The 15,950-nt window shown below is 40.9% G+C and carries 15 protein-coding genes; 5 read left to right on the forward strand and 10 right to left on the reverse strand.

Annotation, left to right across the window (positions count from 1 at the left end):
- Positions 1-74: 74 nt before the first annotated feature.
- Both BC659_RS02700 and BC659_RS02705 read right to left on the reverse strand, forming a co-directional pair.
- Positions 75-2,438, reverse strand: a complete 2,364-nt coding sequence (locus tag BC659_RS02700) for an N-acetylmuramoyl-L-alanine amidase (RefSeq protein WP_133473059.1) — start codon at positions 2,436-2,438, stop codon at positions 75-77.
- Between the two features lie 3 nt (positions 2,439-2,441).
- Positions 2,442-2,804, reverse strand: coding sequence for a BlaI/MecI/CopY family transcriptional regulator (locus BC659_RS02705; RefSeq protein ID WP_133473061.1), 363 nt, complete (start codon positions 2,802-2,804; stop codon positions 2,442-2,444).
- Between the two features lie 231 nt (positions 2,805-3,035).
- On the opposite strand from BC659_RS02705, the gene lpxB reads away from it, so the two are divergent.
- On the forward strand, positions 3,036-4,157 hold the full coding sequence (lpxB, locus tag BC659_RS02710; RefSeq protein WP_133473063.1) for a lipid-A-disaccharide synthase: 1,122 nt from the start codon (positions 3,036-3,038) through the stop codon (positions 4,155-4,157).
- A gap of 3 nt (positions 4,158-4,160) precedes the next feature.
- Here lpxB and BC659_RS02715 read toward each other — a convergent pair whose 3' ends face one another.
- Genes BC659_RS02715 through BC659_RS02720 form a run of 3 tightly spaced genes read right to left on the reverse strand, consistent with a single transcriptional unit; the run spans position 4,161 to position 6,007 of the window.
- The gene (locus BC659_RS02715; RefSeq protein ID WP_133473065.1) at positions 4,161-4,721 is read right to left on the reverse strand and encodes a hypothetical protein; all 561 of its coding nucleotides are present in this window, start codon (positions 4,719-4,721) and stop codon (positions 4,161-4,163) included.
- Positions 4,722-4,759: 38 nt separating this feature from the next.
- Positions 4,760-4,936, reverse strand: a complete 177-nt coding sequence (locus BC659_RS16785) for a DUF6728 family protein (protein ID WP_162847334.1) — start codon at positions 4,934-4,936, stop codon at positions 4,760-4,762.
- 30 nt (positions 4,937-4,966) lie between these two features.
- Positions 4,967-6,007 carry a homoserine O-acetyltransferase family protein gene (locus tag BC659_RS02720; RefSeq protein WP_133473067.1) on the reverse strand — a complete coding sequence of 347 codons (1,041 nt, stop codon included), beginning with the start codon at positions 6,005-6,007 and terminating at the stop codon, positions 4,967-4,969.
- 96 nt (positions 6,008-6,103) lie between these two features.
- Here BC659_RS02720 and BC659_RS02725 point away from each other — a divergent pair, with 96 nt between their 5' ends.
- Together BC659_RS02725 and BC659_RS02730 are read left to right on the forward strand one after the other, a co-directional pair.
- On the forward strand, positions 6,104-7,267 hold the full coding sequence (locus BC659_RS02725; RefSeq protein ID WP_133473069.1) for a trans-sulfuration enzyme family protein: 1,164 nt from the start codon (positions 6,104-6,106) through the stop codon (positions 7,265-7,267).
- 72 nt (positions 7,268-7,339) lie between these two features.
- Positions 7,340-8,002: a hypothetical protein gene (locus BC659_RS02730; RefSeq protein ID WP_133473071.1), complete on the forward strand. Its 663-nt coding sequence runs from the start codon at positions 7,340-7,342 to the stop codon at positions 8,000-8,002.
- Between the two features lie 11 nt (positions 8,003-8,013).
- Here BC659_RS02730 and BC659_RS02735 read toward each other — a convergent pair whose 3' ends face one another.
- The 3 genes from BC659_RS02735 to BC659_RS02745 all read right to left on the reverse strand — a co-directional run bounded on the left by BC659_RS02735 (position 8,014) and on the right by BC659_RS02745 (position 10,240).
- Positions 8,014-8,742 (reverse strand): ThuA domain-containing protein, encoded by a 729-nt coding sequence (locus tag BC659_RS02735; RefSeq protein ID WP_133473073.1) that lies wholly within the window; start codon positions 8,740-8,742, stop codon positions 8,014-8,016.
- A gap of 53 nt (positions 8,743-8,795) precedes the next feature.
- Positions 8,796-9,596 carry an SDR family NAD(P)-dependent oxidoreductase gene (locus tag BC659_RS02740; RefSeq protein WP_133473075.1) on the reverse strand — a complete coding sequence of 267 codons (801 nt, stop codon included), beginning with the start codon at positions 9,594-9,596 and terminating at the stop codon, positions 8,796-8,798.
- 65 nt (positions 9,597-9,661) lie between these two features.
- Positions 9,662-10,240 (reverse strand): Crp/Fnr family transcriptional regulator, encoded by a 579-nt coding sequence (locus BC659_RS02745; RefSeq protein WP_133473077.1) that lies wholly within the window; start codon positions 10,238-10,240, stop codon positions 9,662-9,664.
- Between the two features lie 90 nt (positions 10,241-10,330).
- On the opposite strand from BC659_RS02745, the gene BC659_RS02750 reads away from it, so the two are divergent.
- Together BC659_RS02750 and BC659_RS02755 are read left to right on the forward strand one after the other, a co-directional pair.
- Positions 10,331-11,506, forward strand: coding sequence for a nucleoside permease (locus BC659_RS02750; RefSeq protein WP_133473079.1), 1,176 nt, complete (start codon positions 10,331-10,333; stop codon positions 11,504-11,506).
- A 111-nt stretch (positions 11,507-11,617) separates the two neighbouring features.
- Positions 11,618-12,811: a Gfo/Idh/MocA family protein gene (locus tag BC659_RS02755; RefSeq protein ID WP_133473081.1), complete on the forward strand. Its 1,194-nt coding sequence runs from the start codon at positions 11,618-11,620 to the stop codon at positions 12,809-12,811.
- A 115-nt stretch (positions 12,812-12,926) separates the two neighbouring features.
- Here the strand turns inward: BC659_RS02755 and BC659_RS02760 are convergent, their stop codons facing one another.
- Both BC659_RS02760 and pepT read right to left on the reverse strand, forming a co-directional pair.
- Complete coding sequence (locus BC659_RS02760; RefSeq protein ID WP_133473083.1) at positions 12,927-14,639, reverse strand: GMC oxidoreductase; 1,713 nt, start codon at positions 14,637-14,639, stop codon at positions 12,927-12,929.
- A gap of 51 nt (positions 14,640-14,690) precedes the next feature.
- On the reverse strand, positions 14,691-15,929 hold the full coding sequence (gene pepT / locus BC659_RS02765) for a peptidase T (RefSeq protein ID WP_133473085.1): 1,239 nt from the start codon (positions 15,927-15,929) through the stop codon (positions 14,691-14,693).
- Between the last annotated feature and the right edge of the window lie 21 nt (positions 15,930-15,950).

Raw genomic sequence — 15,950 nt, forward strand, 5'->3', positions numbered from 1 at the left:
CATTTGTGGCTAAAATTTCAATAGATATTACTTTATTAGGGCCTTAGCAGTTTGCCGGCAAGCGCACCGATAGATTACTCTTCAGATATCATAAAAGTAACTGTCTTTTCATATCGCGACACTACCGGTTTTCCATTTACTGTTGCCGGTTTCCAGTTAGGTCCTTTGGCAACCAACCTAACCACTTCCGGTGCTGTACCATATCCAGGATCATCTACAACTTTTACCTCACTGATTTTACCTTGTTTATCAACAATAAAAGAAACTTTCACTACATATTTACCCGGCGGTGCTCCTTTTTCAACAGGAATATCTCTGTTTAGGTTTCGCTCAAGAAATTTACGCCATGCAGTATCACCTCCCGGAAATGAAACCGGCTCTTGCCTTTGCACCAGACCATTTCCGGTTATTTCATCAAAACCGGCAGTGAAGTGTATAGGCTTGCCATCTTTTATAAGATCACTAGTGGCTTTAAAACTTGCAGGCTGCTTACTCGAAATCTGAATCACACCGGTTACCGCTTCTTTTGTCAGTGCCAGTATGGAAGCCTGATCTTTAATGATCTTAATTTCCTGAATATTATCCGGACTTACATTAAGCAGATCATCATAACTTACTTTTTTCCCATCCAATAAAAACAGTACTCCTTCTAATGAAGAAAACTGATCACGGAATTTGAAATAAGGACTTCCTTCAAGTTTTATATATTCAGTTTTGCCCTGCTTATCTTCTTTAAGGGTTAAACGATTCGCCATAAATTCAATACCAGGAATGCTTTCCTTTCTCTGAGCTGATTCATCAGGATTTATTTCTGCCAGTTTTAAGTCCGTACCTTTTTCAGTGGTAGCTAAATATCGTTCAATACCCTGCAGCATCGCTCTTACCATTTTCTCCTGATAGGTTGCTGTTTGTAGTAAGGCTGCTTCTTCTTTATGGGTAAGATAACCGGCTTCAACCAGAACCGACGGACATTTAATGGCCTGCAAAACATAAATACCTTTGCTCCGGCTTTTAATACCCTGAAAGGTAGTACCGGTTTCAGTCAATACATTCCCTATCCAGTTGGCCAGCTGGTAACTTTTGTCGTAGTCAAAGGCTTTTGCTTTATCGGCTACATAAATTTCAGCGCCTTTCTGTTGATTATATCCTATCTGCTTTCCATTTTTCCGGATAGGCGCAGCGCTGTTCATATGAATGGATACAAAAAGATCTGGTGATAATGCATTTGCTTTTTCTGCTACCTGTACTACATTATGAAATTCATCTGTGCTACGGGTAAGAATAATGTCTAATTGGGGATTGGTATTCTTCTCCTTCAGCATTTTTGCCAGCTGTAATGTTAATGCCGATTCTGTAATACCATTTACCCCCCTTGCTCCTAGATCTTCTCCCCCATGACCGGGATTGATAATGATACGATAGGTTTTACTGAGTTTCATGGGAGCCAGTGTTTCCAGATCAATATCTTTAATAATAACACCTGACCGAGGAGATGTTTTTACATCATTGATTACACTTTCCAGTACATTTTTTACTGAAATAGGATGTTTTGCCCTGTACTCTTTATTGCGGAAAGCAAACAACACAATAACGACCGCCAGTAAGGGTAATATCACCAGGCGACGGATATAACTAAATCTTGGGTTTTTATGATTGGTTAACATTTGCAACCTCCTTTTTATGGGTGAGAAAAAGAACGGATGCGTAAGGTCGAAACGATGTTTCGGATAAACCGCCGTTAACAACATTTGCGCCAATGCAGCCGTGTCACCATCACCTACCGCTTTTTTATCTGCAATGAATTCATGGATCATCTCCATTTCCTTTTTCAATAACCAGAAAAATGGATTGAACCATCCGGGAATCAACATGAGCTGTATCAGCAGTTTATCAACAGAATGTTTCTGTTGCACATGCGTAAGTTCATGTTGAAGGATCTGCTTACCCGATGCGCTTCGGATATCGATCTCTTCATTCCAGAAAATATATCGGAAAAAGGAAAAGGGCGTCCCCTCTGCCTGTGTGATGATAAGGTATACATCTTCCACCCGTTTACAGGAATTTGTTTTCAGCAATACATAAATCCTGTAAAAGGCCCTGATCAGAAGAATGAGTAAAAGGAATCCCATTAATAAATACACAAACCAAGCTATTCCCTCCAGACTCCAGTGAAATCCCTTACTTTCTACTACTGCTTCTATTTCTGAATTATTATCGGCTACTACCGATAAAAAACGAATCACCTGTTGCTCACTGGAATAAGTTGTTATCCATTGAATTTTAATCAAAGGAACCGTCCATGATAACAATACCACAGCCAGCAGGTAAAATCTGTTGTACTGGTGAAATTTCTTATTGCGCAATGCCAACCAGTAATAACCCATCATAATGGCACTACATAAAATCACCTGCAGAAAATAATAGGCAGTACTTAACATGCTTTATTTTTTGGTGTTTTTAATTTCCTGTAACAACAGTTCCAGTTCCCGGATGCTGATGTCTTTTTGTTTTACCATAAAGGAAACTGCTTCGCTAAAAGAGCCTTCAAAATAACCCTCCACCAGGTTTCTGATGGTACTGGATGAATACGCTTCTTTTGATACCAAGGGGTAATATCGGTGCATTCTTCCTACAGGCGTGATGCCCACAAATCCTTTTTCTACCAGTATTTTCAAAATAGTGGCCACGGTATTGGAATGCGGTTTAGGCTCAGGTTGCTGTTCCAGTATATCTTTCAAAAAAGCCTCGCCCAGTTTCCAGATACTATGCATGATCTGTTCTTCGGCCTTTGTTAATGGTTTCATGGGGGTATTTTTTATACTCATAACAAACCTAAAACTAATTATTTAGTTTTACAACTATTTTTTTAGTTAATCAGAAAAAAAATTCTTTATTAGTTTGAAAGCGTTCGAAGGAATGTAATTTGCGGGGGAAAGAGAGAGCGGTGAATGGTCAATGGTAAATGGTGAATGCATTGCAGCTTAATTACCCATTAGCATTATTGATTATTGACCATTCACCATTCACCATTCACCATGAAATACTACCTCATATCCGGTGAAGCCAGCGGTGATCTGCATGGCAGCAACCTGATCAAAGAACTGATAAAACAAGATCCCGCGGCGAATATCCGCTGCTGGGGTGGCGACTTAATGGAGCAAGCTGGTGGCACACTGGTTAAGCATTACCGCGACCTGGCTTTTATGGGTTTTGCCGAAGTTGTAAAAAACCTGCCGACTATTTTCAGGAACATTCAATTTTGTAAAACAGATATTCAAAACTGGCAGCCCGATGTACTGGTTTTGATAGACTATCCCGGTTTTAACCTTCGAATTGCAGCATGGGCCAAAAAGAAAGGTTATAAAGTAGCCTATTATATTTCGCCACAGGTTTGGGCCTGGAAAGAAAGCAGGGTAAAGAAAATGAAACAATGCATAGATAAAATGTTATGCATACTCCCTTTTGAAAAAGATTACTATAAAAAAAAATGGAACTGGGATGTTGAATATGTAGGACATCCATTGATTGAAGTAATAGACAAAAAAATAAAAGGAACAGAAACTAAGCAACAAGGAACAAGAAGTTCTTCAAAACCCATTATCGCTTTATTACCAGGTAGCCGTAAGCAGGAGATTTCAAAAAAGCTTCCGATTATGCTGAGCGTAGCCGCTCATTTTCCTGAATACCAGTTTGTGGTTGCAAAAGCGCCGGGATTAGAAGATGATTTTTATATGCCTTTTTTAACTACAGCAAGCAATATCAGCAGTGTAAGTAACCAGACGTATAATCTTTTGCTTCAATCTGCTGCCGCATTGGTAACCAGTGGTACTGCTACTTTGGAAACTGCGTTATTTAAAGTACCGGAAGTGGTTTGTTATAAAGGAAGTAATATCAGCTACCAGATTGCAAAGCGACTGATCAATATTAAATATATTTCACTGGTGAACCTCATCATGGATAAGTTAATTGTAAAAGAGCTGATACAGGATGAACTCAATACTGAAAACCTGGTGAAAGAACTACACCTTATATTAAATGATGAACGACACCGTGCCAGAATCTTAGCAGACTACCATGCGCTATGGGACCGTTTATCAGAAGGCGGCAATGCATCTTCTTTAACAGCGAAGCACATTACCAGTATGGTAAAAATTTAGTTTTTACTGTAATGCAATTAAAATACTATTGCGGTTATAACTTCTTAACCGATCAATTGCATCAGTAAGCTGCCTGCTCCACCTGTTCACTTTAATATGATCACGCATATTAGCCACATCGCTATCAAACTCATTATCCATAAGATGTCTTGCCGTATTGATAGAATCACCTAATCTTTTTATTTCTGTTTCAAGACCCCGATAAAAAAAAGTCCGGATAGATAATATCTCTATAAACAGGCGTTTGTGGAGCTCAGCAATATCAAAATGAATCTGTTCATGCTTTAGTAACAGCGGGTCCTGCGTGTGTTTGGTCCAGGATGTTTTCTTTAAAAAGAAAGTAGCAAAATCAAATTTTGCGAATGAGCGCTGCATAGATACTTTATACCTGATTTCAGCATGAGTAAGTGCTGAATAATGCGATTCCTGATCGGGAATACCTTTATAGTCCATCCAGTTGAGTGATCTTTCAGGCTGCCACACAATGGTATCAGTTCTTTGGGCCTTGGGTACACCCAGGCCAGCAAAAAACATAAAAAAGAGGATACCATACCTGATTTTCATTCCTGAAATTTACGATACTTCTATATGAACTGAATCTTTTACCGGAAAAGAGGAAGGATCACCAGTTTAAAAAGAATAATGATCACTGCGGCGATAAACATCAGCAACGAAATACGGTTCATACCATGCATATATTTCATCCACTGCGTTTGTGGCTGATTGGGATCTTTCTTTTTAAGATAGAGGTATTCTGCTAATTGTCTGAGGATGCCCATAAAAATGCATTTATACAAAAATAACAGTTATTACGCAGTTTGGTTCTGTTCCAGCCACGGCCCCAAATGTTCGGTAATCTGACCGGTTTCAATAATAAAGCCATCATGGCCATAAGTTGACCCGATTTCTACCAATGTTGCATTCGGGAGATGTTCTTTCATAAATCGTTGCTCATCGAGCGGACAAAGAATATCGCTATCAATACCAATGATAAGTGTGGGTTGCTGTATCTGATTGAGGGTTGTAATCAGGTCACCTCCCCTTTTTCGTGCCAGATGATGACTGTCCATGGCTTTGGTGAGTAACCAATACGAATAGGCATTAAAACGATTCACCAGTTTTTCACCCTGGTAATTTATATAAGAGGAAGCCCGGAAATCATCGATTTTTTCAGGATCAGGATCGGTTTGTGCCTGTTGAAATATGCCATAGTTGCGATAGGTAAGCATTCCGATGGCCCTTGCTGCCTTTAAACCCAAAGCTCCGGCTTTTTCGTGGTCATCCTTCCAACTGCTGTCTGCCTCGATGGCCAGTCTTTGAGCGGTATGTACAGCCACACCCCATGCACTTTCGGAAGGAGAAGTAGCAATCAGGAATAAGCGTTTAATCACTGATGGTTCTATCAATGCCCATTCCAGTGCCTGATAGCCACCCATGCTTCCTCCCATCAATAAACTGATTTTTTCAATACCCAGATGCGCCCGCAATAGTATGTGTGCATGCACCATATCGCGTATGGTGATATTCGGGAAACTGGCGAAATAAGGTGTTTGTGATGCGGGATTGATACTGGTAGGGCCCGTTGTTCCATAACAGGAGCCCAGGATATTGGCACATACAATAAAATAATCTTCCGGATTAATGAGGTAATCATTACCAATTAAGCCCTTCCACCAGTCGGCACAGTCGGCACTGGCTGTTAATGCATGACATACCCAAACTACCTTAGAAGCAGGCCCTTTCCATTCTCCATAAGTATGGTAAGCAATGGTAAGAGCAGGAAGAGATAAACCCGACTCCAATACAAACGCCTGTTTGTATTCAAAATATTTCAACTGATTATTCCTCATTTCAACAGCAAAATAAGGGCAGGAGTGAATTACATTTGTAAAAATCTTTGAAAGCCAATATCAGCCATCAGAGATCAGACATCTTAAATTCTTCTCATGTCCGATAAAATTACCCGTACCATCAGAACCCAGATTAACAGGACCCCTGAAATGGAACATGCTGCCCCTATGTTTCTCACCAGCAGTTTTTGTTTTGAGGATGCTGAATCGATGCGCGCGGCCTTTGCGGATGAAACGGATGATAATATATACAGCCGTTTCAGCAACCCGAATGTTCAGGAATTTACAGATAGAATATGTGTATTGGAAGGTGCTGAAGCTGGCTATGCAACTGCCTCCGGCATGAGTGCCGTTTTCGGCTCTTTTATGGCATTATTGAAGCAGGGCGATCATTTACTTTCCTGTAATTCTATTTTTGGCAGTACACATACGGTTATATCGAAATATCTTCCTAAATACGGCATTGACTATACTTATGTTCCGGCAACAGCAACTGCTGCTGAATGGGAAGCTGCGATTCGCCCCAACACAAAAATGATTTACCTCGAAACACCCACCAATCCCGGGCTCGACATCATTGACCTTGAAATGATTGGTAGGCTGGCCAAAAACAAGGGGATCATTTTAAATGTAGACAATTGCTTTGCAACCCCTCTTAACCAGCGCCCGATTGAATATGGTGCTGATCTGGTGGTACATTCGGCTACCAAATGGCTCGATGGTCAGGGCCGTGTACTGGGTGGTGTGGTAGTGGGTAAAAAAGAACTGATCAAAGACATTTATCTTTTCTGCAGAAGTACAGGGCCTGCCCTTTCTCCATTTAATGCCTGGGTGTTAAGTAAAAGTCTGGAAACACTGGATGTAAGAATGGAACGACATGCATCCAATGCATTACATATTGCTTCAGCACTGGAGGGGCATGAGGCCATCAGCTGGCTAAAATATCCCTACCTCAAATCGCACCCGCAATATTCCATCGCAGAAAAACAGATGCAGAATGGGGGGGGTATTGTTTGTTTCGAATTAAAAGGAGGTTTGGATGCAGGAAGAAAGTTTCTCGATAAACTTAAGATGCTCTCACTCACTGCTAATCTCGGCGACACCCGAAGCATTGCCTCACACCCGGCCAGTACTACACATGCCAAACTCACAGAAACGGAAAGACAAGCGGTAAATATTACCCCAGGGCTCATCAGGATTTCAGTAGGTCTGGAGCACAGGGACGATATCCTTGCCGATATTTTACAGGCCCTACTCTAATCCGGTTCTAATCCGAGCCTGATTGTAGTATGGAAATATTGAATAACTTTAGGTATTAGCCATTCCTGTAAAATGCCGTCCCTGAAACGACCTTACTATACTATTATCGTATTGCTCTTATTTTACTCGTTGCAGTCGGCTGCCCAGCAGAGTTCATCTTCCGCCTCCCTCATCAGAGATATTTACAGTAACTGGTTTTACGAACGTCCATTCACTTACCAGGAATGTGATACTTTCTTCTATTCAGACCGGGTCGATTCGAACATTATCAATAAAGTAAAACAGAGTTTTTTATCCGATAAGGAATTTAAAGAATGGGACCCAGATCAGGCGACATATGTGAAACGAAAAACCCGGTTTACACTGGAAGAGCGACGTTATATCGTGAGCCAGCTGGATGCTGTAAAAACCATGAGCTGGCCCGCGAAAATGTTTCCGTTTGCTTATATGATACCATTGAATACAGTAGATCCATTATTAGCAAAAACAGATAATAGCAAACTGAAGCCCCAGCAGAAAATATGTATGGAAATTCAGCATTTCTCTGTGCCTTTCTTTCTCAGGAACAATACACTCTGCTTTTTTTATATAGGAAAAAGCACCATTTTTTCAAAAGAAGGTGCTTTCTGGATCTATGAAAATGTAAATGGCGAATGGAAAAAACTGGCCAGTATTTATGAGTGGTCAGCTGCTTCGAAGCTGAAGTACAATACCGAAATAGATTTCTTCAATTAGTATTTGAATATTTATTTCTTCCCGATTGCGTAGTTGATACCTCCTAACAGATGTTTCAAAAACAAGGGGTCTGCATAGGACTCATGTGTATGTCCCAATCCTGTATAAAAAGCTCTACCCCCATCAAAGGAATGGTACCAGCTAATAGGATGGTTGGCTCCATTTTCCCCACCTGTATAACTCGATTCATCCAGTGTAATCAATACCTTGAGTCCGGGTTGAATGTCCTTAAAATTATACCATTCATCCCAACGTTTCCAGGTATCAGGCAGGTGTTGGGTAGCAGGGTGTTTTTTGTCGACAATATGTAAAACCGCGTCCTGTTGTTTGGGATGACTCTTAAAATAAGCTCCAACCAGTTGATTGAACCATGGCCATTCATATTCAGTATCGGTAGCAGCATGCACCCCAACAAAGCCTTTTCCTTTTTTAATAAATCTTTGAAAAGCTGCCTGTTCCTCCTCATTCAATACATCTTTGGTCGTACTCATAAAAACCACAGCATCGTAAGTTGCGAGTTTTTCATCTGTAAACGGATCTGAGTTGCGGGAAGTATCTACTGCAAAACCATTTTGTTTACCCAGCAACTGAACGGCGGCTACGCCTGTAGGTATGGATTCATGGTAATAGCCTTTGGTTTCAAAAAAAACCAATACTCTTTTTTCAGACGGCCGCATAGAAAGCAAGGCTGTGAATATCACAATAAGAACGAAAGAATACAAGCGGTGATATTTTTTCATAAGAGACTTTTAAAACAAATTAATTCATTTTTAACCGACTATGAAACAATCTTTCATGGATTTGCCATTCCAGCCATTACCTTTTTCATGATCAATACCTTCTTTCTCCTCGGAACCATACCCAATCCAAACATCAAAATCCGCGTAAGCGTACCAGGCAGTACCGTATTCTTTTTTCCCAAGGCCCTTAAAATCGGTACGCTGATGTCTGAAGGGCGTAAAGATCTTCCCATTGTCATATTTGCCCGATCGCCAAAACCTGTCAGTACCGGACCTGGGGCTGCAGACAATACATCAATACCCAAAGGTTTTAATTCTACAGCCAATGCCTCTCCTAATGATTGAATATAGGCCTTGGTTGCTGCATAATGTGCAGCATAAGGAACGCCCTGAAAAGCCACAATAGAACTGAGTAAAATGATCCCCCCTTTTCCTCTTGATAAAAATCGCTGAGTAAAATAATGCGTAAGGCTAAGTACTGACTCACAGTTCACCCGTAACATATTGATTTCGGTGTGCAAGGATACATCTTTAAACAATCCGGATGTACCATAACCGGCGGATAAAATCACAAGTCCAATATCCAGATTTTGTACTGACTGAATAAGGTGGTCAATGGCTATTTGATCAGACATATCTGCTGCGACAAGCTTTGTTTCAACATTATATCGCCCCCTGACCTGACTTTCAGCATTTTGCAGCCGCTGAACATTTCTTGCGCATAAAATCAGGTTAAATCCAGCTGAAGCCAGTTGTATAGCAAGTTCAAGCCCGATGCCTGATGAAGCCCCTGTAACCAATGCCCAGGGACCATATTTTGTTTTTATTTTTTGTTTTTCAGCGATAGTAAGCATTTGACAGATGATTTTGTGAGTGTCAAATTTCAAGCATCCGCTGTCCAATAAACGATAACAAATGTTTAGATTTTTCGTTGTCCTGTTTTTTTCAACCTGCTCAGGTGAACAGGTGTAATACCCAGATATGAAGCAATCATATGCTGCGGCACCCGATTATGAATATCCGGAAATACTTCTGAAATAGCATCATAGCGTTCTTTAGGAGAAAGTGCTATCATATTTTTAATTCGATTATCCTGGTAAATAAAATAGAACTCAGCAATGAGCCTGCCCAGTTTATTGCCTTCCTCAAAATGTTCATAACCCCATGCTACCAGCGCTCTGGGTAAAATGATCACATCCGTATCCTCCAGTGCCTGTATCGAATAAACAGAAGGTTTGTGTTGGATGAATGAGGCGTAATCACAGATAAACTGATTTTCCATTGCAAAATGAATAGAATGATCAACCGCTGCTTCATCCGTTACCACCACCCTTACCAATCCTTTTTCAATGAAAAAAATTTCATTGGGGATAGCGAATGGTCTGCTTAAAAGTTGATTTTTCCTGAATGTTTTTCCTATACAGCCATCTTCCAACTGCGACCATTCCATTGTTGAAATATTGATCATAGATTGTATGGCCTTATAAAGTGCTTCCATTATCTTTAAACAGTCTTATCGGTTGATACTATAATATGTAAATCACCGATAAGATATGGATAAAAAAAACGCAAACCAACCTACTGCCATATGAATCACAAAACAGGCTCTTTACTGGCCTCCATGATGTTTTTCGAATATTTTATCTGGGGTGCCTGGTATGTTACCATGGGTACTTATATGGGTACCCATTTACAGGCCACGGGTGTTGAAATTGGAGCCGCTTACAGTGCATTGGCCATTGCCACCATGATCTCTCCTTTTTTTGTGGGGATGATTGCAGATCGCTTTTTTGCTGCACAAAAAATTATGGGGGTATTACATCTGCTCGGAGCTGTGCTGTTATTTTTGGCTACAAAAATTACTGATAGTGCTGTTTTTTACTGGGTTATTTTAGGTTACTCACTTTTATATATGCCTACGATTGCACTGAGTAACAGTGTGGCTTTCTCTCAAATGACCGATCCCGGCAAACAGTTCCCATGGATACGTGTATTTGGCACATTGGGATGGATCGTAGCAGGTGTACTGATTGGTCAGCTGGGTATCGAAAAAACAGCTTCTACGTTTTATATGGCTGCTGCTGTATCAGTAGGTTTAGGTTTACTAAGTTTTGTATTGCCCAATACACCGCCAAACGGAGCAGACAGTTCTGCATCAAAAGCGATAGGTACAGAAGCTTTTGTACTGTTCAAAGAGAAACCCTATCTCATATTTTTTATAGCAGCCATTTTGGTTTGTATTCCATTGTCTTTTTATTATGGATTTGCCAATCCCTTTCTGAATGAAATGAATTTTGAAAATGCAGCCAGTAAAATGACCCTCGGTCAGGTATCGGAAGCTGTATTCATACTCGCCATTCCTTTTCTTTTTAACAGAATTGGCGTAAAAAATATGCTGCTCCTTGGTATGACAGCCTGGATTCTCCGCTATATCTTCTTTGCTTATGGCGATGCAGGTAGCAATACCTGGATGTTATATGCAGGTATTGTTTTACACGGCATCTGTTATGATTTCTTTTTTGTAACCGGATATATGTATACCGAGAAAAAAGCCGGTGCAAAAATTAAAAATGCAGCACAGGGGCTTTTTACTTTTGCTACCTATGGCGTAGGTATGTTTATAGGTACCTGGTTCAGCGGTTATATTGTTGACCTGTATAAAACAGGTGAAACACATAACTGGCTTAATATCTGGTATGTTCCTGCCTATATTGCCATGGGCGTACTTTTGTATTTTTTATTATTTTTTAAAGAAAAGAAATGAAAAGAGTGAGTAGTGAGTAGTGAATAGTGAGTATTTTTAAAATTCTTTTATTCACTACTGACTACTGACTACTGACTACTGACTACTCACTACTCACTATAAACAAGCTATATGAAAAAAATTGCCATGCTCGGTTCCGGTTTTATTGGCCGGTTTTATGCTGATTCATTACAGGGTTATAGAAGCAGGGATAAAATCATCAGTATTTATTCCAGAAGAGAAGAAAGTGCAAGAAAGTTTGCTGAAGATTACCAATGTGAACACTGGACCACTAATATGGAAGAGTCTATTGCACATCCCGATATAGATGTAGTATGTATTTCATTGCCCAATAATCTGCATGAAGCTGCAGTGATGTTATGTTGCAAACATAAAAAAGCGGTAATCACCACAAAACCGCTTGGCCGTAATGCAGAAGAAGCTAAAAGAATGTTATTGGCTGTAGAGGAAGCCGGCATTTTTAATGGTTACCTCGAGGACCTTGTGTACACGCCTAAATTTATCAAAGCCATGGAGAGTGTAAAAAACGGAGCACTTGGCCGCATTCTCTGGGCAAAATCAAGAGAAACACATCCCGGCCCACACAGCGAATGGTTCTGGGATATTGAACAGGCCGGCGGTGGTTGTATTCTCGATCTGGGTTGCCATTGTGTAGAGATCACCAGAAGTTATATCGGAAAAGACATCAAACCAGTTGAAGTCATGTGCTGGGCCGATACACAGGTAAAACCCATTGATGCAGAAGACCATGCCATTGGATTGGTAAAATATGAGAATGGCGCCATTGGTCAGTTTGAAGTAAGCTGGACCTTCCGTGGGGGACTAGACCTTCGTGATGAAGTAATGGGTAGTGAGGGTACTATCTGGATCAATAGTTTTTTACGTACCGGCTTCGATATGTTTACCACCGGCAAAGGTGCCGATTATGTTGCAGAAAAAGCAGAAAGCAATACAGGCTGGTTATTTCCTGTAGGTGATGAACTGAATGAATTAGGCTATAACCATATGTTCATGGATATGTTTAATGCCATGGAAAAAGGTATAGACCCTAAGGAAACTTTTTATGATGGATATGTAGTAAATGCCATTCTTGATGCTGCCTACAAATCTGCCAAAACCAAACAGTGGGAGCCGGTAAAATTAGATATCTGGAGAGGACAAACAGGTCTTTCCAAAGAAAGTCACTTGATTTCTTATGATGCCGACTATTATCTCATTAAAGAAGAAATGACACATTTTGGCACAAAAAAACTGATCCTGAAACATAAGCAGACAGGCAAGATCAGTGAGCAGATTATTGACTAGCGTATAACATATGGTTCATGGCTTATGGCGTATAGCAGATAGTAACAAATGATTTCCTACTATCTGCTATACGCCATAGGCCATTTGCTATACGACATGAACCATTAGCTAAAAACTATAAATTATTCTTCTTCAGCTCTTCCACAGCATGATTGGCTGCCCTTGCCGTTAGTGCCATATAGGTTAAAGATGGATTCTGACAAGCGGAAGAAGTCATACAGGCCCCATCTGTGACAAACACGTTTTGGGCATCCCATACCTGATTAAATTCATTGAGAACTGATGTTTTGGGGTCACGCCCCATTCTGGCAGTACCCATCTCATGAATACCATGCCCCAATGCATGGCCACCATCCCATGTTCTGATATTCTTTACTCCGGCTGCTTCCAGCATGGCCTGTAATTCAATGATAATATCTTTCCGCATCTTCAGTTCATTCTCTTTCATCTCACAATCCATCGCCAGCACAGGTAAACCCCATTTGTCTTTTTTATCCCTGTCAAGCATGATTTTATTTTCATGATAAGGTAATATTTCCCCAAACCCCGTTCCACCAATACTCCATTCACCAGGCTCGGTCAATGCATCTTTAAACCCAGCGCCGATAGATAATTCAGCCACATCTCTCGACCATCCTGCCCTGCTGGCGCTACCCTGATAACCAAACCCACGTAAATAGTCACGCTTATCATTCCCCATATTTACAAAGCGCGGAATATAAAACCCATTAGCCCTTCGGCCGAAATAATATTTGTCATCATAACCTTCTACTTTACCGGATGCCCCAATATTATAATGATGGTCCATCACATTATGCCCCAACTCTCCACTACTGCTTCCCAATCCTCCGGGCCATATATCTGTTGCCGTATTAAACAGCACCCATGTAGTGTTTAACGCAGATGCATTGAGAAAAACAATCTTTGCATAGTATTCATAGGTTTGATTGGTTTCTGCATCCAGTACTTCCACACCCCGCGCTTTTTTCGTATCCTTATCATAGAGTAGTCTGGTAACAATAGAAAACGGACGCACTGTAAGATTGCCTGTTTTCATGGCTGCCGGTAAAGTAGAAGATTGTGTGCTGAAATAACCACCAAAAGGACAACCTTCCCAACATCTGTTTCTAAACTGACATTGTGTTCTTCCTTCAATGGGTGCAGTAAGATTGGCTACCCGGCCTATGATCAAACGTCTGTTACCATTAAATGCATTCCTGATCCTTTCTGCCACATCTTTCTCTACACAGTTCAATTCCATAGGCGGAAGAAACTGTCCATCAGGTAAATGAGCCAATCCTTCTTTAGATCCGCTGATACCTGCAAAACGTTCTACATGATCGTACCAGGGTGCTAGATCTTTATAACGAATAGGCCAATCAGTGGCAATACCATCTTTCAGGTTGGCTTCAAAATCAAGATCGCTGAGGCGATAACTCTGCCTGCCCCATAAAACAGATCTCCCTCCCAACTGATAACTTCTCCACCAGATAAAGGGTTTTATTTCTGTATAGGGACAATCTTTTTCACTGGCCCAGTCATCCATCACTACTTCACTGGCAGCCCAGCCTCTGTGTAATACCGGATAGTCTTTTTTCTGTTGTGGTGTGGTTTTACCCCTGTGCTTTATTTCCCAGGGATGTTTATTTGCAGTGTCGTAATCTTTGATATGCTCATAGGGTCTGCCTCTTTCAAGCATTAAAACTTTAAGTCCCTTTTCTGTAAGCTCTTTAGCGGCCCATCCACCACTGATACCTGAACCAACTACGATCGCATCAAAACTATTCTGAGCAGTTGCTTTTGTATTAACACGGGGAGAATCTGACATGGCAGTAGTTTTCGTTATTGCAAACTGAAATTGCCACTTAAATTAAGTGATTCAACCGAGATTACAAGACAAATTCACCAATACTTCTACTGCTTTCTGCATATCATACACACTCACCCATTCATGCTTGCTGTGAATAGCCTGCATCCCAGTAAAAATATTGGCACAGGGCAAACCCATAAAACTAAGCCTGCTGCCATCAGTACCACCACGTATGGGTTCTTTCCGCATGGTAAGTCCGGCAGCTTTGTATGCTTTTAACGCACGTTCATTTACTTCCGGATATTGATCCAATACCTGTTTCATATTCCGGTATTGTTCTTTTATCTCGAATGTAAAATGTGTTCCGGGATATTGGCAAACTACATCTTCACACATTTTACGCAAACGTTCTTCATACACAGTAAGCTGTCCGGTTTCAAAATCACGAATAATAAATTCAACTGTTGCTTTTTCTGCTATACCTTCTATATGCACCGGATGTATGAACCCTGTTCGTTTTTCCGTTGCTTCAGGACACCATTCTGTGGCAGGCAAATTGCCTATTAATGAAGCAGCCATTTTTAAGGCATTCACCATTTTATCTTTTGCATATCCGGGATGGGCGCTGATGCCAAAGAAACTGATAGTAACGCCATCAGCACTGAAGGTTTCATCTTCATAAGTTCCCAACTCACCGCCATCTAATGTATAGCCAAAATCGGCACCCAGTTTGTTCATATCAAGCTTATCTGTACCCCTGCCTACTTCTTCATCTGGCGTAAACAGTATTTTAATGGTACCATGCGTAAGTTCAGGATGCTCCATCAGATAATGCGCCATATCCATAATAATGGCCACCCCACTCTTATCATCGGCACCGAGTAATGTGAGACCACTGGCGGTAATAAGATCACGCCCGATCTGCTGTTGCAGGTATGGATAATCCGCCATTCGAATAACCTGTGAAGAATCATCCGGTAAAATAATATCCGCACCCTGGTAATTGGTATGCAAAATGGGTTTTACCTGAAAGCCGCTACAATCCGGTGCCGTATCTACATGACTGCAAAAGCAAATCACCGGCAAAAGCTCCTTTGTATTAGCAGGGATAGTTGCATACACATATCCATATTCGTCTATTTCTACCTCTTTAATACCCATGGCCCTTAACTCTTCTGCCAGCAGCTTAGAAAGATTTTTCTGCTTTTCGGTACTCGGGAAACTTGTACTGGCCGGATCACTTTGTGTATCCACCTGCACGTAACGCATAAAACGTTCTGCGACGGTAAATGAATAGTGTTGAAACATACTGCAAAATAAGAAAAGCCC

This window comes from Sediminibacterium goheungense, assembly GCF_004361915.1.
Lineage (GTDB): Bacteria > Bacteroidota > Bacteroidia > Chitinophagales > Chitinophagaceae > Sediminibacterium > Sediminibacterium goheungense.